The 17,954-nt window shown below is 64.9% G+C and carries 22 protein-coding genes; 9 read left to right on the plus strand and 13 right to left on the minus strand.

Features of this window, described 5'->3' with window-relative positions; translation table 11 throughout:
* The first annotated feature begins 183 nt into the window (after positions 1-183).
* From AB3X89_RS15840 to AB3X89_RS15855, 4 genes are all read left to right on the plus strand, one after another.
* Positions 184-885, plus strand: a complete 702-nt coding sequence (locus AB3X89_RS15840; RefSeq protein WP_368584128.1) for a phosphatase PAP2 family protein — start codon at positions 184-186, stop codon at positions 883-885.
* 189 nt (positions 886-1,074) lie between these two features.
* Positions 1,075-1,848, plus strand: coding sequence for a molybdate ABC transporter substrate-binding protein (gene modA, locus AB3X89_RS15845; protein WP_368584129.1), 774 nt, complete (start codon positions 1,075-1,077; stop codon positions 1,846-1,848).
* A 22-nt stretch (positions 1,849-1,870) separates the two neighbouring features.
* Entirely contained in the window at positions 1,871-2,545 is a 675-nt protein-coding gene (gene modB, locus AB3X89_RS15850; RefSeq protein ID WP_368584130.1) for a molybdate ABC transporter permease subunit, read from the plus strand.
* A 1-nt stretch (position 2,546) separates the two neighbouring features.
* Positions 2,547-3,257 carry a sulfate/molybdate ABC transporter ATP-binding protein gene (locus AB3X89_RS15855; RefSeq protein WP_368584131.1) on the plus strand — a complete coding sequence of 237 codons (711 nt, stop codon included), beginning with the start codon at positions 2,547-2,549 and terminating at the stop codon, positions 3,255-3,257.
* A gap of 63 nt (positions 3,258-3,320) precedes the next feature.
* Here AB3X89_RS15855 and AB3X89_RS15860 read toward each other — a convergent pair whose 3' ends face one another.
* Complete coding sequence (locus AB3X89_RS15860; RefSeq protein WP_368584132.1) at positions 3,321-4,166, minus strand: TOBE domain-containing protein; 846 nt, start codon at positions 4,164-4,166, stop codon at positions 3,321-3,323.
* A gap of 86 nt (positions 4,167-4,252) precedes the next feature.
* Positions 4,253-4,957: an SDR family NAD(P)-dependent oxidoreductase gene (locus AB3X89_RS15865; protein WP_368584133.1), complete on the minus strand. Its 705-nt coding sequence runs from the start codon at positions 4,955-4,957 to the stop codon at positions 4,253-4,255.
* Positions 4,958-5,101: 144 nt separating this feature from the next.
* Between AB3X89_RS15865 and AB3X89_RS15870 the strand changes: the two genes are divergently transcribed.
* The gene (locus AB3X89_RS15870; protein ID WP_368584134.1) at positions 5,102-5,350 is read left to right on the plus strand and encodes a hypothetical protein; all 249 of its coding nucleotides are present in this window, start codon (positions 5,102-5,104) and stop codon (positions 5,348-5,350) included.
* Between the two features lie 66 nt (positions 5,351-5,416).
* On the opposite strand, the gene arsH is transcribed toward AB3X89_RS15870, so the two are convergent.
* From arsH to AB3X89_RS15900, 6 genes are all read right to left on the minus strand, one after another.
* Positions 5,417-6,178 carry an arsenical resistance protein ArsH gene (gene arsH, locus AB3X89_RS15875; protein WP_368584135.1) on the minus strand — a complete coding sequence of 254 codons (762 nt, stop codon included), beginning with the start codon at positions 6,176-6,178 and terminating at the stop codon, positions 5,417-5,419.
* The gene (arsB, locus tag AB3X89_RS15880; protein WP_368584136.1) at positions 6,175-7,272 is read right to left on the minus strand and encodes an ACR3 family arsenite efflux transporter; all 1,098 of its coding nucleotides are present in this window, start codon (positions 7,270-7,272) and stop codon (positions 6,175-6,177) included. The genes arsH and arsB overlap by 4 nt, the downstream gene beginning before the upstream one ends.
* Positions 7,259-7,780: an arsenate reductase ArsC gene (locus tag AB3X89_RS15885; RefSeq protein ID WP_368584137.1), complete on the minus strand. Its 522-nt coding sequence runs from the start codon at positions 7,778-7,780 to the stop codon at positions 7,259-7,261. The genes arsB and AB3X89_RS15885 overlap by 14 nt, the downstream gene beginning before the upstream one ends.
* Positions 7,777-8,244, minus strand: coding sequence for an ArsI/CadI family heavy metal resistance metalloenzyme (locus AB3X89_RS15890; protein ID WP_368584138.1), 468 nt, complete (start codon positions 8,242-8,244; stop codon positions 7,777-7,779). Before AB3X89_RS15890 ends, AB3X89_RS15885 begins: the two co-directional genes overlap by 4 nt.
* Positions 8,241-8,573: an ArsR/SmtB family transcription factor gene (locus AB3X89_RS15895; protein ID WP_368584139.1), complete on the minus strand. Its 333-nt coding sequence runs from the start codon at positions 8,571-8,573 to the stop codon at positions 8,241-8,243. Before AB3X89_RS15895 ends, AB3X89_RS15890 begins: the two co-directional genes overlap by 4 nt.
* 63 nt (positions 8,574-8,636) lie before the next feature.
* Positions 8,637-9,029 (minus strand): tautomerase family protein, encoded by a 393-nt coding sequence (locus AB3X89_RS15900; protein ID WP_368584140.1) that lies wholly within the window; start codon positions 9,027-9,029, stop codon positions 8,637-8,639.
* A 98-nt stretch (positions 9,030-9,127) separates the two neighbouring features.
* On the opposite strand from AB3X89_RS15900, the gene AB3X89_RS15905 reads away from it, so the two are divergent.
* On the plus strand, positions 9,128-9,979 hold the full coding sequence (locus AB3X89_RS15905; RefSeq protein ID WP_368584141.1) for a LysR family transcriptional regulator: 852 nt from the start codon (positions 9,128-9,130) through the stop codon (positions 9,977-9,979).
* A 44-nt stretch (positions 9,980-10,023) separates the two neighbouring features.
* Here AB3X89_RS15905 and AB3X89_RS15910 read toward each other — a convergent pair whose 3' ends face one another.
* On the minus strand, positions 10,024-10,650 hold the full coding sequence (locus tag AB3X89_RS15910) for a hypothetical protein (RefSeq protein ID WP_368584142.1): 627 nt from the start codon (positions 10,648-10,650) through the stop codon (positions 10,024-10,026).
* 186 nt (positions 10,651-10,836) lie between these two features.
* On the opposite strand from AB3X89_RS15910, the gene AB3X89_RS15915 reads away from it, so the two are divergent.
* Both AB3X89_RS15915 and AB3X89_RS15920 read left to right on the plus strand, forming a co-directional pair.
* Entirely contained in the window at positions 10,837-11,199 is a 363-nt protein-coding gene (locus tag AB3X89_RS15915; protein ID WP_368584143.1) for an antitoxin Xre/MbcA/ParS toxin-binding domain-containing protein, read from the plus strand.
* Positions 11,196-11,897 carry an RES family NAD+ phosphorylase gene (locus AB3X89_RS15920; RefSeq protein ID WP_368584144.1) on the plus strand — a complete coding sequence of 234 codons (702 nt, stop codon included), beginning with the start codon at positions 11,196-11,198 and terminating at the stop codon, positions 11,895-11,897. Before AB3X89_RS15915 ends, AB3X89_RS15920 begins: the two co-directional genes overlap by 4 nt.
* A gap of 37 nt (positions 11,898-11,934) precedes the next feature.
* On the opposite strand, the gene AB3X89_RS15925 is transcribed toward AB3X89_RS15920, so the two are convergent.
* The 4 genes from AB3X89_RS15925 to AB3X89_RS15940 form a co-directional block, all read right to left on the minus strand.
* Positions 11,935-12,672: a metallophosphoesterase gene (locus AB3X89_RS15925; protein WP_368584145.1), complete on the minus strand. Its 738-nt coding sequence runs from the start codon at positions 12,670-12,672 to the stop codon at positions 11,935-11,937.
* Between the two features lie 188 nt (positions 12,673-12,860).
* Positions 12,861-14,291, minus strand: coding sequence for a cytochrome c (locus tag AB3X89_RS15930; protein WP_368584146.1), 1,431 nt, complete (start codon positions 14,289-14,291; stop codon positions 12,861-12,863).
* Between the two features lie 21 nt (positions 14,292-14,312).
* Positions 14,313-15,914 (minus strand): GMC family oxidoreductase, encoded by a 1,602-nt coding sequence (locus tag AB3X89_RS15935; protein WP_368584147.1) that lies wholly within the window; start codon positions 15,912-15,914, stop codon positions 14,313-14,315.
* An 80-nt stretch (positions 15,915-15,994) separates the two neighbouring features.
* Positions 15,995-16,621 (minus strand): sugar dehydrogenase complex small subunit, encoded by a 627-nt coding sequence (locus AB3X89_RS15940; RefSeq protein ID WP_368584148.1) that lies wholly within the window; start codon positions 16,619-16,621, stop codon positions 15,995-15,997.
* Between the two features lie 342 nt (positions 16,622-16,963).
* Here AB3X89_RS15940 and AB3X89_RS15945 point away from each other — a divergent pair, with 342 nt between their 5' ends.
* A complete protein-coding gene (locus tag AB3X89_RS15945) occupies positions 16,964-17,626 on the plus strand; it encodes a DUF1345 domain-containing protein (RefSeq protein ID WP_368584149.1) in 663 nt (220 codons plus the stop codon).
* Positions 17,627-17,954: the final 328 nt, after the last annotated feature.

A 17,954-nucleotide genomic window follows, 5' to 3' on the forward strand; every position in this document is an offset into this window, starting at 1 on the left:
CTGTTCGGCAGCCCACACTTCGGCGCGCAAATGCGCCGTGCGCCGCGAGACCGTTCGCGCGACACCCGACTATACTGGCGGTTGATTTCCCGACGTGTCGATCCTGGCCGCAGCGGCGTTTCGCGCCGGCAGCGCGCCGATTTCCACCAACCCGATTTCACGCGACCCCGTCGCGCTTCGCCCATGCCCGATTTACCGATCCACCTGTGGTATTCGATCACTAGCCTCGGCGGCGCCGGCTTGACGCTGCCGCTCGCGTTCGCCATAGCGCTGTGGTTGGCGGTCGGCTACTCGTGGCGCCTCGCGGCCTGCTGGCTCGCACTGCTGGGTACGGCGATCGGCGTCGTGACCGTGACCAAGCTCGCCTTCCTCGGGTGGGGCGTCGGCGTACGCGAACTCGATTTCACCGGCGTCAGCGGTCACTCCATGCTGTCCACGGCCGTCTATCCGGTCGCGTTATTTTTGATGCTATTGCCTGCGCGCCGCGCCATCCGGGTGCTGGGTGTGCTTGCAGGGCTTGCCGCCGGCCTGGCGGTGGGCTTGTCGCGCGTCGTGCTGAGCGCGCATTCGCCGTCCGAAGCGGTGACTGGCTGCCTCGTCGGCGCGCTTGCCGCGCTCGCGTTCGTGCGAATCGCGTGGAATGCCGAAGCGGACCGGCTGTCGGCGCTGCCGGTCGCCGTCAGCATGATGGTGCTCGCACTGCTGATGCATGGCGTGCACGTGCCCACGCAGCGCTGGGTCACGCATATCGCGCTGAAGGTGTCCGGCCACGACCGGCCGTTCATTCGCGCGACATGGCGGTCCACCCGCATCATTCGGCCATCGGCCGCGCCGCTGTCGCAAACTCGCAATACGCTCGAGCCGATGCGCGCGTCGGACATCTGAACGCTGCGCCGGCCCTTCCGGCGCGTTTTCGAGCTTCCTTTTACAGCTTCGTAACAGTTCGCTTGCGCTCGCGCTATGCGCGAAGCGCAACACCGAATCGATCGTTTCGCCCACCGCTATAACCGCGCATATATTACGATAGAGTTTTTAAGCCGCTGCTTCTCGTTCACGTCAGACTCCAGAGCCTACATGACCCTCTCTCGCCATCTGAAGCAGTACGCGCTGTGCGTCGCAGCCGCTGCCTCCGTCGTGGTCAGCGTGAATGCGCACGCCGATGAACTGGTGGTCTCGGCCGCCGCCAGTCTGACCAATGCGTTCAAGGCGGTCGGCGACGCGTTCGAGCAGCAGCATCCGGGCACCAAGGTTCTGCTGAACTTCGGCGCGTCCGACGTGCTGATGCAACAGATCGTCAAAGGCGCGCCCGCCGACGTTTTCGCGTCCGCCGATCAGAAGGCAATGGACAAGGCCGCCGCAGAAAAGGTGATCGTGCCTGCGACGCGGCGCGACTTCGCCGCCAACTCGCTGGTGCTGATCGTACCGGCCGACAGTCATCTCGCTCCCGCCAACCTGAACGCGCTGACGACCGCGAACGTCAAGCGCGTCGCATTCGGCGATCCGGCCTCGGTGCCGGTCGGCCGCTACACGCAGGGCGCGCTGCAGGCCGCGGGCGTGTGGGACGCGGTCAACGCGAAGGCGGTGCTTGCGTCGAATGTGCGTCAGAGCCTCGATTACGTCGCGCGCGGCGAAGTCGACGCCGGTTTCGTGTTCGGCACCGACGCCGCGATCATGCCCGACAAGGTCAAGGTCGCGATGAGCCTGCCGACGCAAACGCCGATCACCTATCCGATCGCGCAGGTCGAAGGCAGCCATCACGCAGCCGACGCTCAGGCATTTATCGACTTCGTGCTGTCGCCGGCCGGCCAGGCGGTGCTCGCGAAGTACGGCTTCAAGCCGGCGCATTGATTCACACGGAGAGCACACGCTCATGGAACAGGCCTGGGTTCCGCTGCTGCTGTCGCTGAAGGTCGCGGGCTGGGCCACCGCGCTCAATCTCGTGCTCGGCGTCGCGGTGGCGCTCGGTCTGTCGCGCTGGCGCTCCGGCGCGCGCGACGTGATCGATTCGCTACTGATGCTGCCGCTCGTGCTGCCGCCCACCGTGCTCGGCTACTACCTGCTCGTGCTGCTCGGCCGACGCGGCGTGATCGGCGCGTGGCTCGACCGCTTCGACATCCAGCTCGTCTTCACGTGGCAGGGTGCGGTGATCGCGTCGACGGTGGTCGCGTTTCCGCTGGTGCTGAAGTCGGCGCGCGCCGCCTTTGAAGGCATCGATCCGCAGCTGGAGCACGCGGCGCGCACGCTCGGGATCAGCGAGCCCGCGGTGTTTTTCCGCGTGACGCTGCCGCTCGCCGCGCGCGGCATCCTCGCCGGCGGCCTGCTCGCGTTCGCGCGCGCGCTCGGCGAATTCGGCGCGACGCTGATGGTCGCGGGCAACCTGCCGGGCCGCACGCAGACACTGTCGGTCGCGGTCTATTCGGCGGTGCAGGCCGGCGACGACCGCACGGCCAACTTCCTCGTGCTCGTGACCTCGGTCGCGTGCGTGACGATCCTGCTGCTCGCGGGACGCCTCGTGCCGCAGCACACGCTTCTGAGAGCCCGCTGACATGCCGCTCAACGTCGCCATCCGCAAGACCTTCGAGACCGCCGAGCGGCGCTTCACGCTCGACATCGCGTTCAGCGCGAACACGCAACGGCTCGTGCTGTTCGGACCGTCGGGCGCGGGTAAAAGCCTGACGTTGCAGGCGATCGCCGGCTTGCTGCGTCCTGATGAAGGGATCATCACCCTGCACGGCACCACCTTGTTCGATAGCGCGGTCGGTATCGATCAGAAGCCGCAGGCGCGCAAGATCGCGTATCTGTTTCAGGACTACGCGCTGTTTCCGCATCAGAACGTGCGGCAAAACATCGGCTTCGGGCTACACCAGGGCTGGCTCAATCCGCGCGCGCGCGGCGCGCACACGGAGGTCGATTACTGGCTCGACGCGCTCGAATTGAGGGGCGTGGCGGGCAATCATCCGGCGCAACTGTCGGGCGGGCAGAAGCAGCGGGTCGCGCTCGCGCGCGCGCTCATTTCGCAGCCGCGCCTGCTGCTGCTCGACGAGCCGTTTTCCGCACTGGATAGCCAGTTGCGCCAGCGCATGCGGCGCGAGCTATCGGACCTGCAAACGCGGCTCGACATTCCGATGGTGCTGATCACGCACGATCCCGACGACGTCGCCGCATTCGGCGATCAGGTCGTGCAGATCAGCGACGGCCGCGTGCTCGAGGATCATCCTTTTCCCGGGTATGCGCGCAGCGAGGCGTCACCTCGTTGAGCGGGCGGCCTGGCGTCCTCGCTTCGAGGCTTGGCTTGCGCCTCCACTACGCCCCGGCAACCCTCAATCCTTCACGCCGAGTATCACGCTCGACGCCTTGAACACGGCGACCGCACTCGCGCCTTCCTGCAAACCGAGCGTGTCGACGCTGCCATTGGTGACGATCGCGGTGACAACCGCGCCGCCTTCGAGCCCGAGCGACACTTCCGCGTTCACCGCGCCGCGCTTCACGCTCTGCACGGTGCCGCGCAACTGATTGCGCGCCGACAGCTTCAACGGCGCATCGCCATCGCCGTCACCCGCAACGAGCAGCACGACCCACGACGCCTTGATCAGCGCAAACGCCGCCACGCCGACCGCGAGCCCGAGCGCTTCGGTGCTCTCGTGCGTGAGCACCGCGACGATCGTGTGGCCGCCGGGCAGCGCGAGCGACACCTCGTCGTTGACGGTGCCGCGCTCGATCGTCGACACCGTGCCGTAGAACTGATTGCGCGCGCTCGTCTTCACGCCGATGCGGCCGATCAGGTCCCAGTCCGTCGCGAAGCCTTCGCCGATCGCCGCGCCGGCGCGTTCGAGAAAGCGCCGATGCTCGCGCTCGACCGCGCGAAACGTGTCGATCAGCTTCACCGCGCGCGGCGTCAGCGTCGTGCCGCCGCCGCCCTTGCCGCCGGTCAGACGCACGACGAGCGGCTCGCCGGCGAGGTTGTTCATCGTGTCGATGGCATCCCACGCGCCTTTGTAGCTGATGCCGACCGCCTTCGCCGCGCTCGTGATCGAGCCGGTCTCGCCAATCGCTGCGAGCAGCGCGATACGGGCCGCGCCGCCGAGCGTCTGCGTGCCGGCTTGAAACCAGACGGAGCCGCCGAGTTCGAGAGCGTCGCGCGGAGGATCGGGGCGGTCGGTGGTCATGACGGACAGTAGTCGAGCGTACGTGGTCGGGGCGGAAAATCATTATAGCGACGCGCTCTTGCGCCGCTGGCCGCTGCGCTCGCGGCTCACCACGGCACGACTCTGCCGAGGTAGTCGAGGTAATGCAAACCGGTGCGGCCTTCGTAAGCGTCGATCGTGCTGACCAGGTTCGGGATGCTTTCGTCGATGCTCAGACGCGCGTCCGGGCCGCCCAGGTCGGTTCGCACCCAGCCGGGCGCCATCAGCAGCAGGGTTTTGGTGTCGCTTCGATGACGCGCGGCAAAGCTGCGCATGAACATGTTGAGCGCGGCCTTGCTGCCGCGATAGACCTCGTAGTTGCCGTTCTCGTTGTTGGCGACGCTGCCCTGCCCCGACGACATCACGCCGATCGTGCCGCTCGGCCGAACGAGATCCTGCAGCGCCTCGACGACCCGCATCGGACTCAACGCGTTGGTCACCATCACGCGCACGAATTCGTCGGTCGATACATCCGCGATCGTTTCGCGATCGTCGTTCTTGACGCCGGCATTGACGAAGAGCATGTCGATCGGGCGTCCTTCGAGGCGGCCGCGCAGCGCGGCGACCTGTTCGGGAATCGTGATGTCGACCGTTTCGACTTCGAGCGCCGCAGGTGACGCCTTCGCAAGCTGAAGGAGCCGGCTCGTGGAATTTTGCCTGCCGGTGGCGATGACTCGCCAGCCGCGTTTCAGGTACTCCTCGACCATTGCGAAGCCGAGGCCGCGCGAGGCGCCGATCAGAAGCACGGTTTTTTGTTCGGTTGCGGGTTGCATGGAGCGTTTCCTGTCGATGGACTCGGGTTGAAACTGGTCAACGAAACATAGTCACGCGTGACACGGCGCGGAAGATGCAATGCTTGCACTTATCGACCGTGAATCGTCGACAATGAGCAAAAGCCCGAATCAGGAGACCGCCCGATGCCACTCTCTGATCACTACTGGTTCCCGGCTAAACGCTATGGCTGGGGCTGGGGCTTTCCCGTGCGCTGGCAAGGATGGGTGACGCTGCTCGCGTATCTCGTGTTGCTCGGGGTGGTCGCTTTCCGCTTTCATCCCGCGGGTCATCCGCTCATGTTCGCGTTGCTGGTCGCGCTATTGACCGCGGCTCTCGCGCTCGTGTGCTGGCTGAAGGGCGAGCCGCCACGCTGGCGGTGGGGTAAGCACTAGCCAGCCCGCTCGGCCACGCCAGCACCCGCGTCTTCAGCCGGGCATGCAGGTGCTCGGGTTAAGGGTTCATTCGGTTTCGCTGTCGTCGGTGTCGGCATTGGAGCTGATTTCGTGCCGCATCGCCGCGCCTGCAAGCAGGCTCCCCTGCATCGGCGCAGCCTCCTTGCGCTCGCTGTACCGATCGGTCAGATAGTCCGAACGGTCCCGCACCAGCAGCGTGAACTTGAACAGCTCTTCCATCACATCGACCACGCGGTCATAGTAGGACGAGGGCTTCATCCGGCCATCGGAATCGAACTCCTGGTATGCCTTCGCGACCGACGACTGATTGGGGATGGTCACCATCCGCATCCAGCGGCCAAGCACGCGCAGCGCGTTCACCGCATTGAACGATTGCGAACCTCCGCACACCTGCATCACAGCCAGCGTGCGGCCTTGGGTCGGCCGTATTCCCGCGCTTTCGAGCGGCAGCCAGTCGATCTGATTCTTGAATACGGCCGTGAGATTGCCGTGGCGCTCCGGGCTGCACCAAACCTGCCCCTCCGACCATTCGGACAGCTTGCGCAGTTCGACGACTTTCGGATGGTCTGCAGGGACACTATCGGCGAGCGGCAAGCCGTGCGGGTCGAATACCCGCGTTTCAGCGCCGAAATGCCGGAGGATGCGCTCGGCTTCGAGCGTCAGCAACCGGCTATACGACGTTGCTCGCAGCGAACCATACAGCAGCAGGATGCGTGGCGGATGCGCCGAAATCGTCACGGGTGCCAGCTTGTCCGCGTCCGGTATGTCGAGGTGCAAAGGGCTGACGTTCGGCAGGTCACTCATCACGGTCCGTTTCTCCCCAAGGCGGGCGCGATTTTTCGCTGCCCTGATTCGTACCATCCTTGCGAACGCTTCACGACGCCCACGACGAGCAGCATCACCGGGACCTCGATCAGGACGCCGACCACGGTCGCGAGCGCGGCACCCGAATGAAAACCGAACAGGCTGATCGCCGTGGCCACGGCGAGTTCGAAAAAGTTGCTCGCGCCAATCAGACTCGACGGGCCAGCGACGCAATGCGCGACGCCCAACTGGCGGTTGAGCAGGTAGGCCAGTCCCGAGTTCAGAAACACCTGGATCAGGATTGGCACGGCGAGCATCGCGATTACCAGCGGCTGCTCGAGGATCTGTTGACCCTGAAACGCAAACAGCAGGACCAGCGTCAAGAGCAAAGCGCAGATGGACCAGGGACCGAGACGGGCAACGACACTAAGGAAATGCTCTTCGCCCTTTCGAAGCAAGCGGTGGCGCAGCAGTTGCGCGAAGATGACCGGGAACACGATATACAGGCCAACCGAAGCAATCAGTGTGTCCCACGGCACCGTAATCGCGGACAGCCCCAGCAGCAATGCGACGAGTGGCGCGAACGCTACGACCATGATCGAATCGTTCAGCGCGACCTGCGACAGAGTGAAATACGGATCGCCCTTGCACAACTGCGACCACACGAAAACCATCGCCGTGCACGGCGCGGCCGCGAGCAGAATGAGACCCGCGACGTAGCTGTCGAGTTGCCCGTCGGGCAGCCACGGCCTGAACACATGACGAATGAACACCCAGCCCAGCACGGCCATAGAGAACGGTTTGACGAGCCAGTTGACCGCGAGCGTGACACCGATGCCGCGCCATTGGCTGCCGACCTGCTTCATCGCCGAGAAGTCGATCTTGATGAGCATCGGGATGATCATCACCCAGATCAGCACGCCGACCGGGAGGTTCACGTGCGCGACTTCCATGCGCCCGAGCGCCTGAAACACGTTGGGCGAGATCTGGCCGAGTATCACGCCTGCCACGATGCACAACGCGACCCACACTGTCAGATAGCGCTCGAAGAAGCCGATAGCTGGGCGCGCGGCTGCACGAGCGTCAGCGCGACTCATTGGTTTCCTCTGCCGGACGCTCGCCGATCGCACGCATTTCGCGCTCGATCGTGTCGTGGCTGAGCGCATGCAGCGGCAGGTTCACGAACTGGTTCACTCGGTTCATGATCTGTCGATAGATCTTGTCGAAAACTTCGCGCTTTTCGTCGTCGGTTCCGTGGCAGGCTGCGGGATCTTCAAAGCCCCAGTGTGCGCTGACCGGCTCGCCGGGCCAGATCGGGCAGACCTCGCCCGCAGCCTGATCGCATACGGTAATGACGAAGTCCATCCGCGACGCGCCGGGCGTGGCGAACTCGTCCCAGCTCTTGCTGCGCATCTTCGCGGTGTCGTAGCCAAGCGCCGCGCATTTCTCGATCGCGAACGGATTCACTGCGCCGGACGGATGGCTGCCCGCGCTGTACGCGCGAAACTGGCCTTTGCCGAGCACGTTGAACAGCGCCTCAGCCATGATGCTGCGGGCGCTGTTGCCAGTGCAGAGAATCAGCACGGAATACGGTTTGCCGCTCACGTGCGGCTCCGAAATGAAATGCTTGTCTGCGACGGAGCGCAGCAGGCTGCCGCGGGTTCGTTCGCTGCCAATGCCTGGGTATGAGACTGTCCATAGATCGGAGCTGATTCGAGCGTCCGGAAGGTTTCCCAGGCCACGCCCTGCGGATCGACTGTCCATGCCTTGTCCGACTTCGCGTAACAGCATGTCGTGCCGCTCTGATGTTGCACGGGAACTTCAGCGGCGGCGAAACGCGCGTTCATCTCTGCCAGTTCCTCGTCGGTTTCGACCTGGATGCCGATGTGATCGACGCCAGGCTTCGCCCCGCGTTGCGAGATCGCGAAGTTCACGACCGGGTCGCTCAACTCCCACTTGCAGTAATCGCTCTTGATGACCGTCGGCTCGACGTTGCCGAACATCGCGCTGTAGAAGCGGATGCTGTCGGCAAGATTGTCGACAGCCACGTGAATGTGCATGCGTTTCATGTTTCGTCCGGGCAGCAGTTGGGAAGGTCGCTGGCGGCACACGAGGTACCGGAGCAGCAGTTCTCTGTGAGGAAGCCGATCAGCGACGTCATCGCGTCGAAGTTCGCGGTGTAGATGACGAAGCGCCCTTCCTGCCGCGGATTCACCAGTGCGGCGTGGGTCAGGTCTTTCAGGTGGAATGAAAGGCCGGAAGGCGAAATGCCCAATTGCTGCGCTATTTCGCCAGCCGCCATGCCTTTGGGACCGGCAACGACGAGCTGGCGAAAGATCGCGAGACGGGATTCGTGAGCGAGCGCGCCAAGCGCGCGTACGGCATTGATCGTGTCCATGAAGACACTATAGCCACTCCATCTCTACATTTCAACATTTGTTGAAATGTAGAGATCAGGGCGCTAGTCGGGACGGCTCGCGTACTGCGCAATCCCATTCCCAAACGACCAGTTCTCCTTCTCGACCTCGACGAGATTGATGAACACATCCTCGGGCCGCACGCCGGGCGACTTCCCGAGTTCATCGACGATCCGCCGGTACAGCGCCTTCTTCTGCTCGACCGAGCGCGTGTTGCTGACGGTCAGCTGGATCACGACGAGATCGTCGCCGCGCTCGATATTCTGGTATTGCCGGTCGTAGATCATGTTGTCGGCCGAGTGCTCCGTGATCAGCATGAACATGTCGTCCTTCGGCACGTTGAACGTGTCCACCAGCGAGCGTTGAATACCGGCGGTCAGCGCATGGCGATAGTCGGCCGGCTTGCCGGCGCGCAGTGAGATTCGGGTGAGCGGCATGATGGGCTCCTTGTTGCGGTGTTGGAATGAACACAGCTTAGGCGCACTCGATCATAATAAACAGATATCCATGTCTATTTCATCCATTTCCATCCGAAATGAAAGTCCTCGATCTCGATGCGGTGCGGGCCTTTGTGCTTGTTGCCGATCTGCGCAGCTTCACGCGCGCCGCGGACGCGCTCTACACCACGCAATCGGCCGTCAGCCTGAAATTGAAGCGACTGGAGGCTCACCTTGGCAAGCAGTTGCTGGAGCGCACGCCGCGCGTCGTGCGTCTGTCCGCCGACGGCCAGGCGTTTCTCGGCGCCGCGCGCGAGTTGCTGAACGCGCACGAGCGCGCGCTCGGCGCGCTGTCGGTGGAGCGGCGGCGGCTCGTGCTCGGGCTGAGCGAGCACGTCGCTGGGCCCGATCTGCCGCACCTGCTAGGCCGGCTCAACGCGCACGATCCGGGTCTGGTGGTCGAGCTGCATATGGGCACGTCGGCGGCGCTGCTCGCGCAGTTCGACGAACGCCGGCTCGATGCGGCGATCGTCCGCTACGGCGCCGACGAACCGCCGCGCGACGACGGGCAGACGCTGTTCAGCGAACCGCTCGGCTGGCTGGCGACGCCGACATGGCTACCGCGACTCGATGAGCCGCTGGCGCTCGCGTTATTGAGCCCGCCGTGCAACGTGCGCGACGTCGCGTTGCGCACGCTCACAGCGGCGGGGGTCGCATGGCAGGAGGTGTTTGTGGGGGGTGGTGTCGCGGCGGTGGGCGCGGCCGTGGCCGCCGGGCTCGCCGTGTCGCCGCTCGCGCGCCGGGTTGCGCCGCGCGGATTGATCGACGTCGGCGCGCGGCTCGGCCTGCCTGCGCTACCGGAATCGCGTGTAACGCTGCATTCCCGCGTGCGCGAGGCTCGCTCGGCGGAAACGCTGCGGCTGCTCGCAAACGGCCTCGCCGCGGCGTGACACGTCGACCGATGCCGCACCACGCGGCATCGGTCGACGGAGTCTCAGTGGATGATCGGCGGCAGCGAACCGCTGCTGGCGGTCGCCGGATTGGGCACGGAGCCCATCGGCGCGACGCCGCTAACGTTTGCGGACGTGTCCGGCGAAGTCTGCGTAGCGGGCCTGATCGGATTCGCACGGGAATCCGCCGGCTTGACCGCAACCTTGTCCACATGCGGACGCGCGGTGTGAACTGCCGCGAAATCGACGTGCACGACCTTGCCCTGAGCCGGCTTTGCGTGCGCCAGTTGCACATGCGGCTGCGCTTGCTGCGCGGTCCGCGCGGCCACGGTGGCGTGCGACCGGTTCTGGCTCGACGCCGCGACTTTCACGCCGCCGCCATGCGCCGCGACTTTGCCGCCGTGGCTCGCGCCGGCCGATGCGACATGAGGCGCCGCGTGCCGGACACTGGCCGCCTGCTGCGCATGCGCACCGGCCTTGGACTTGACGCCACTCCGCGTGCCCGCCTTCACCTTCACCTTCGTCGCCTCAGGCTTTTTCCGCGCGTGCGCCTGCCTGACAACGTGTCCGCTCGCCTCCGGCGGATTCCATACTTCCGCATAACCGGCGGCCGACGCCACCTGCGACACACACCACACGGCCAGCGCCGCTGCCACTGCTCGAACCCGCATCTGCTGCTCTCCTGATCGACGACTGCCCAAACGAGCCGGGATTATATTCTCTTGCAAAAATCCATTTATGGACTAATATCATTGAAAAGTACACATAGGGACTTACCCGAAATGGCTCACGCTGCCCGAATTTCCTCGCCCGAGGCGTCGCCGCGACGATCGCTTTCGGAACCCACGCTAACGCAAATGTCCGCGGCGGGTCTGCGTGCGTTCTTCAACATCGCGCGCGACTGGGACCTGAGCGCCGACGAGCAGATCGTGCTGCTCGGCAAGCCGGGCCGCTCGACGTTCTTCAAGTGGAGGGCGACGCCCGAGACCGCACGCCTCAGCCACGACACGTTGGAGCGACTGTCGCTGCTGCTTGGCATCTACAAGGCGCTGCAGATTCTGCTGCCGCAGCCCAACGCCGCAGACACTTGGGTCAAACGCCCCAACAGCGCACCGCCGTTCGGCGGCAAACGCGCGCTGGACCGCATGCTGGCGGGCAACATCAGCGATCTCGTGGCCGTGCGCCAGTATCTCGACGCAATGCGAGGCGGCTGGGCGTGACAAAACCGCAATGGCAGGACCGCTGGACCAGCGCCGCGCTCGACTGGACGCCCGCGTATCGCGTGATTCCGACGCGCTTCCCGGCCATCAATCTGTTCGATCGGGTCGCGTCGCCGGAAGATTTCGAAGCGCTGTACGCGCTCGAAGCGATGACCAACGACCGTCTGCGCACCGAAATCGGCGAACTCGATCTGGTGCCGCGCGAGGAGCGCCGCTTCGGGCCGGGCTACGGGCCGATCATGGCCGCGCTCACGCATTTGAATCCGCTTGGCAGCCGCTTTTCCGACGGCACCTACGGCGTGTTCTATTGCGCGCGTTCACGCGAGACGGCGATCGCCGAAACGCGCTATCACACCGGTCAGTTTCTCAAAGCGACCGCCGAGCCGCCGATGCGTCAGCAGATGCGTCTTTACACGGTAGCCGCGCAAGGCAGCGTGGTCGACTTGCGTCGCGACCCCGAGCTCGACGCAGCCGTGCTATCGCCCGACGACTACGTTGCCGGGCAGGCGCTCGGGCGCGCGGTGCGCGAGGCGGGCGCGCCGGGCATCGTCTATCCGTCGGTGCGCGACAGCGCTGGCGAATGCCTCGCGGCGTTCCGCACGGCGCTGCTGCGCGACTGCCATCACGCGGCATACCTCGAATACAACTGGAACGGCACGAGCGTGGATATGGTGTTCGAGTTGAACCAGGTCGGCTGACAGAAAAGCGGCGCAGCCGCGTGGCGACTTCAGCCGCTCAAGGCAAGGCCAGTTCCGCCGCGCCTTCCGCGCGAGCGGCTTCGACCGAGATCGACCAGCGGCGCAGCGCCTGCGGCTGCACGATCGTCAGCGTGCCGTCCGGCCCGAACGCGCCGGTATCGATGAACACCTGCGAGCCGATCTGCGTGATGTCGCGCACCGGCGTATGGCCGCAATAGGTCAGCGACAGTCCGCGTTGCCGCAGCGGATCGCCATGACCGAGCGCGAGCTCGCGGCCCCACAGCAATTGCTGGCGCGTTGCGGCCGAATAATTGCCCGCGTCGAGATCGGCGTCCGAGCCGAAGAATTCGGCGTGCAGAACGTTGAAGCGCGTCTTGCCGCTGCCGACCACGCGCACGAGCGGCAGCATGCGCAGATGCTCGGCGTAGTAACGCAGACGTTCGTCGGGCACGTTGGCCGCCCACGCGCCGCCGATGCCGTACCACCACTGCCGCCGCAAGCGGCCGTCGGCGACCGCGCACAGCGCGTCTTCGTGATTGCCGAGCACCGCATAGAACCACGGCTTCGCGAGCAGCGCGAGCGCCTGCTCCGAGTGCTCGCCCCGATCCACCAGATCGCCGACCGAAAACAGCCGGTCGCACGTCGGATCGAACGCGATCTGACGCAGCAGGTAGCGCAACGCATCGACGCAGCCGTGCAGATCGCCGACCACGAAATCGCGGCCGGCCTCGTTGGCGTCGTGATGCTGAACGAAGTTGGCGGGGGTGGCGTTCATCTCATCATGATAATGCCGCCGACGCGCCCGCGTATGCGGGGTGCCTATCGTATCGGCGCGCGTCATCGAGCAAGAAAGAGATCGAACGACGCAAAAACGACGCTGAAACGACACGTTCGCGGTATGCGTTACCGGAAATGCACGCTTTCGCGAGTCACTCCTGCCGCGCGCGCGAGTCGCCTCGCGTGCTATTGCAGCGTGCGCAGCTTCGCCACCTGGCCGGTCGTGATCGTCGCCTGCGGATTGCCGAACTGTTTCGTCACGTAGTTGGTGATCGCCGCGATCTGCTCGTCGTCGAGATGGCCGCAGAACGCGGGCATCAGCACGTCCGCGTGCGCGGTCGTGCGGTTCACGCCGTGCAGAATCACCAACGCGAGATTGTTTGCGTCGTTCGCGCCGACCGTCGAGTTGTGGATCAGCGACGGATACGCGCCCGGCGCGCTCGCACCCACGCCCTGCCCGGTCCAGTTATGACAGGTCGCGCAATTGGCGACGAACAGCTGTGCGCCGTTCACGCCGGTGATCGCGGTGCCGCGCAGCGCGGTGACATCGTTGGCGGGATTGCCCCATTGATGACGGGGACGCGCGTCACCGCCGCTCACGGCCGGCACCGAGCGCAAGAACTCGACGATCGAGCGCAGATCCACCGGCGTCAGATACTGCGTGCTATTCGCGACCACCTCGCCCATCGGTCCGGCAGCGTTCGCGCGGCCCGGCGCCGCGCCGGTCGACAGATATGACGTGAGTTCGTCGTCGCGCCAGTCGCCGACGCCGCTCAGCTTGTCCGGCGTGATATTGAACGCATGCCAGCCGGCCTGCACCGCACCGGAGAAACGCGCGCTCGACTGCAGACCCTGCATGAAATTGCGCGGCGTGTGGCATTCCTCGCAATGCGCAAGCCCTTCGACCAGATACGCGCCTCGGTTCCATTCGGCGCTCTTTTTCGGGTCCGGCACGAAGCGCCCCTCGGTGAAGTTGAACATGTTCCAGAACACCATCAGCCAGCGCTGATTGAACGGGAACTTGAGACTGTTCGCGGGCGGCGTGTAGTGAATCGGCGTCAGCGTGTTCAGATAAGCGCGAATCGCGAGCACGTCCTCATTGGTCGCGCGCGTGTAGGCCGTGTACGGAAACGCCGGATAGAGCCGCTCGCCGCCCTTGCCGATGCCTTCGTGCATCGCGCGCATGAAATCGGCGTCGCTCCATCGGCCGATGCCGGTGTCGGGATCGGGCGTGATGTTCGGTGTCACGATCGTGCCGAACGGTGTGCTGATCGGCAGGCCGCCCGCGAATGGGCGCGACTTGTCCGCCGTATGGCAGGCCGCGCAATCAGCGGCACGGGTCAGGTATTGGCCGCGCTTCACGAGTTCGCCATTCGTGGCGCTGCCGTCGAGCGTGGCCGGGGCGCCGTCCGTCGCCTGCGCCGCGTCGTCTGCGCGCGCCTGGGTGATCGGCATTTCGTCGGTCGAAACTGCGTCCGGGCCGTGCGACTCGTGCCACGCAATCGACAGCGCGAACAGCGAAAACGCGGCCGCGAGCGCCGCGCCGCCGAAGCGGCGGCGCTGGGCCACGTGCGTCCGCGCAGGATCCGGCCGCACGCGAGAGATGTTCTTCAGCATTTGTGGCTCCCCGGTCAGCGCTCAGATTTCGCGCTTCAGCCTGTCGGCCAGCTTCAGCGACAAGGCCGCGATCGTCAGCGTGCAGTTCACCGACGCGGCGGTAGGCATCACGCCGCTGCTGGCGATGAACAGGTTCGCATGATCGTGCGTGCGGCAGTCGGCGTCGACGACCGAACTCGCCGCATCGCTGCCCATGATCGTCGTGCCCATGATGTGATTGTTCGGCGCGAAGCTGTCGTCGAACGAGACCTCGCTGCCGCCGAATAGCGCTGCGATCTTCGCGTACTGTTCGTGCGTATCGGCGGCGCTCTTCTTCACGTAGTCGTTGATCGAGTAGCAGATCTCGGGCTGCGGAATGCCGAGCGCGTCCTTGTGATCCGCCGACGGCACGATGCGGTTCTGCGGCTCCGGCAGATGTTCGTGAAAGCTGTTGATACTCAGCGTGCGCGCCGCGCGGTCGCGAATCTGCCGGTCGAGCTCGGCGCCGGTCAGGCCGCTTTTCAGCAGGTCGGCGGTAACGCCCATGGTCGGCACGCCGTTCGACAGATGCAGCTTCTTCGACGCGTAGTCGGAGCGGAACGCGCCGTCGCGGAAGTTGACGATCGAGGTCATCTCCATCGGACCGCGGCCGGGCCACAGCGGTTCGTTGGCGAGAAACGTGACGCCGGTACCCGGATGGTCCATCAGGTTGCGGCCGACCTGATCGGAGCTGTTGCCGACGCCGTGCGGGAACTTGTCCGAGGTCGACATCAGCATCAGCTTCGGCGTTTCGATGCCGTTCGCCGCGAGCACGAACAGCTTGCCGGTGACGCGTGTGCTATTGCCGTTCGGGTCCTTGTAGTGGACCGCGGTGATGAGCCCTTTGTCGTCCGCTTCGATGCGATACACGACCGCTTCGGGAATCAGCTTGGCGCCGGCCTGCTCGGCCTTCTCCGCATGGATCACGCCGTTGTACATCGCGGCGATCGGGCAGATCGGCATGCAGTTGTTGTTGCCGCAGCAGGTCGGTCGCGCATCGTAGGGCCGGCTGTTGCGCGCGACCGGCTCGGGCACGACCTTGAAGCCCTGGGCATTGAGCACGTCGCTGAAACGCTGATCCATGTACGACAGCGGCAACTGGCGCATCGGATAGGGCTTCGAGCGCGGCGAACCGAGATCGATCGAACTATCCGGACCGGACACGCCGAGCTGCACTTCGGCGGCGACGTACCACGGCTCGAGCGTTTCGTACGGATATGGCCAATCGCGCCCGACGCCATACAGCTTGTGCAACTGGAAGTCCGACGGCAGCAGCCGCCACGCGGCGGCCGCCCAGTGCCACGTCGTGCCGCCGACGAGCCGCACGTATTGTGAGTTGTACGGATAATCGCCCTTCTGGATCAGGTAGTTGTTCGCGGGCGCGTACTCGGGATGCGGCGCGTAAGGCGTCGACGGATACGGCGTCGCGAAGTCGGACTTGGCCGGCGAGTTGCGGAAGTTCTCGACGATCTGCCAGCGTGGAATGCGCGGCCCAGCTTCGAGCAGGATCACCGACGCGCCCGCCAGCGCCAGTTGATGCGCAACCAGACTGCCGGCGACGCCCGAGCCGACCACGACGATATCGGCGGATTGTGTGTTTGCCATCGTTTCTCTCTTCGGTGCCCTGCCTGTTGCGGGCTTTGTTCGTGCGCTGCTGGCGTGGCCCGCTAGCGGGCCCGCGCGGCTCACGCGTGCAGCGGCTTCTGCGTCCAGTAGAACGGCACGTCGCGGCAATAAGAGGGAATCGTAAGCACGTCTTGCACGGGCTCGAACATCAGCGCCTTTTCATACGCGACCACCTGGACGTGCGGCATGTCGCCGACGAGTCCGAGATACCACGCGCGCATGATCGCGCCGACCGCTTTCGCAAGCGCCGGATGGTCGGTCTGCAGCGCCTGCGTGACGGTATCGGACGGCACGCCGCCGTGGCCTTGCAGCCACGTATTCAGCGCCGCGACGTTCTGCGCGAACTGGTTATCGGCCCGCGACAGCGCATCGTAGACACGCTGGCCGAGCACGGTGTCGAAACTGCCACGACCGGTGAGGTGTTGCGACAGCGCGAGGAAGGCATCGAGTCCGCCGCCGGCTGGCGGCGTCGCGGCGAAGACGGGCGCGAGCCACGACAGCGAACGGCTCGCGCCGGCGAACGCGAGCGCCGCGGCCGCCGCGCACGAACCGAGCACCGAGGCCCTGCGCGAAGCGGAAAACGACTGGGATAAACCGGTGAAACGCGTGGCACTGCGATAGGACTTCGCTCCTTGCCGATGCGTCATGTGGGGATGCGCATCGTTATCCTCAGGAACATCTGTCATGGGGGCTCCAGATGATGAGTCGTTCTCGACGAGCCGCACTCGGAAGGCATGATGCCGTTCGCGTGCCGCTTCGTTTGCTCTTCCCCAAACCTGGTCTGACGCCGCTTCAGCGGTCTCGAATCGTGCGCGCGATTCACGCGCGCCGCATGTGTGGTGTTGCATGCATGAGCGAAATGGCAACGATTACTGCCGTTTTCTGCCAATCGCCTTTCAACTGAAAGCGGCGCGCAAGGCCGCTGCGAAAGACTATAGCCTGTGACCCACCATTCGACAATCGGTCCTCGTTGCACGCGTAGAATCCGCGACACCGACTGCCCTATACTTCGCCGTACATCTCGACTCATGGCCATCAACTACTATCCGCAGGTTCTTCGCAATCGGCCCCGCACGGTGATCGGCCTCGTGATCGGGATCGTCGTCGCGTTCCTCGTGCCCGTTCATACGAGTCCGATGGCGCGCACACTGATCGGCTGGGACGCGGCCATCTGGAGCTACCTGCTGATGATCTGGGTGCACATGGCTCTCGCCGACGAGCACCGCGTGCGCGAATACGCGATACGCGACGACGAAAACGCGGGCGTCGTACTGATCGTGATCTGCGTCGCGACAATCGCAAGCATCGCCGCGATCGTGCTCGAACTCGCGTCGGCCAAGGGCTCGGGCGGCGCAACGACCTTCTGGCACTACCTGCTGACCGGTCTGACGCTGATCGGCGCATGGTTTCTGATTCCGACGATCTTCACGCTGCACTACGCGCGCCTCTACTACGACACCGACGCCAAAGAGACCGCGTTGAAATTTCCCGATCATCATTTACTGCCGAATTACTGGGACTTCCTGTACTACTCGTTCACGATCGCGGTCGCGTCGCAGACCTCCGACGTGGTGCTGCGCTCGCGCGAAATTCGTCGCGCGACACTCGCGCAATCGGTCCTGTCGTTCTACTTCAACGTCGCGGTGCTCGGCTTGTGCGTGAACATCGCGGCGGGGCTGCTCGGTTCGTGACTCGGCCATTGCGCAGCGCTCGCATGAATTTCATGCGAATGCCACGCGCGTGCCACATGGTTGCCACGTGAGCGTCACGCTGGCATCGCGCGTCCGTCCGTGTAAATCCGACCCGCGTGGTCCCGTTTTACATGCCGCGCCACCCGCGGCGTGCGTAACAATGCCCGCTTAATCGCACGCGCTCCGTGCGGACGCGCACCTTCGGCACCCGCCATCTCAACGTAACCTCCCCCTTTTCCCGCTAGCGGGTCGCCGCGTTGGCACACGGTTTGCTCCCTTTCCGCCACGAGTGACGACCAGTCCCACCGGACCGGCGTCTGGCGCGAAA

The organism is Paraburkholderia sp. BR14320, from assembly GCF_040948665.1.
In the GTDB taxonomy this organism is placed as follows: domain Bacteria; phylum Pseudomonadota; class Gammaproteobacteria; order Burkholderiales; family Burkholderiaceae; genus Paraburkholderia; species Paraburkholderia youngii.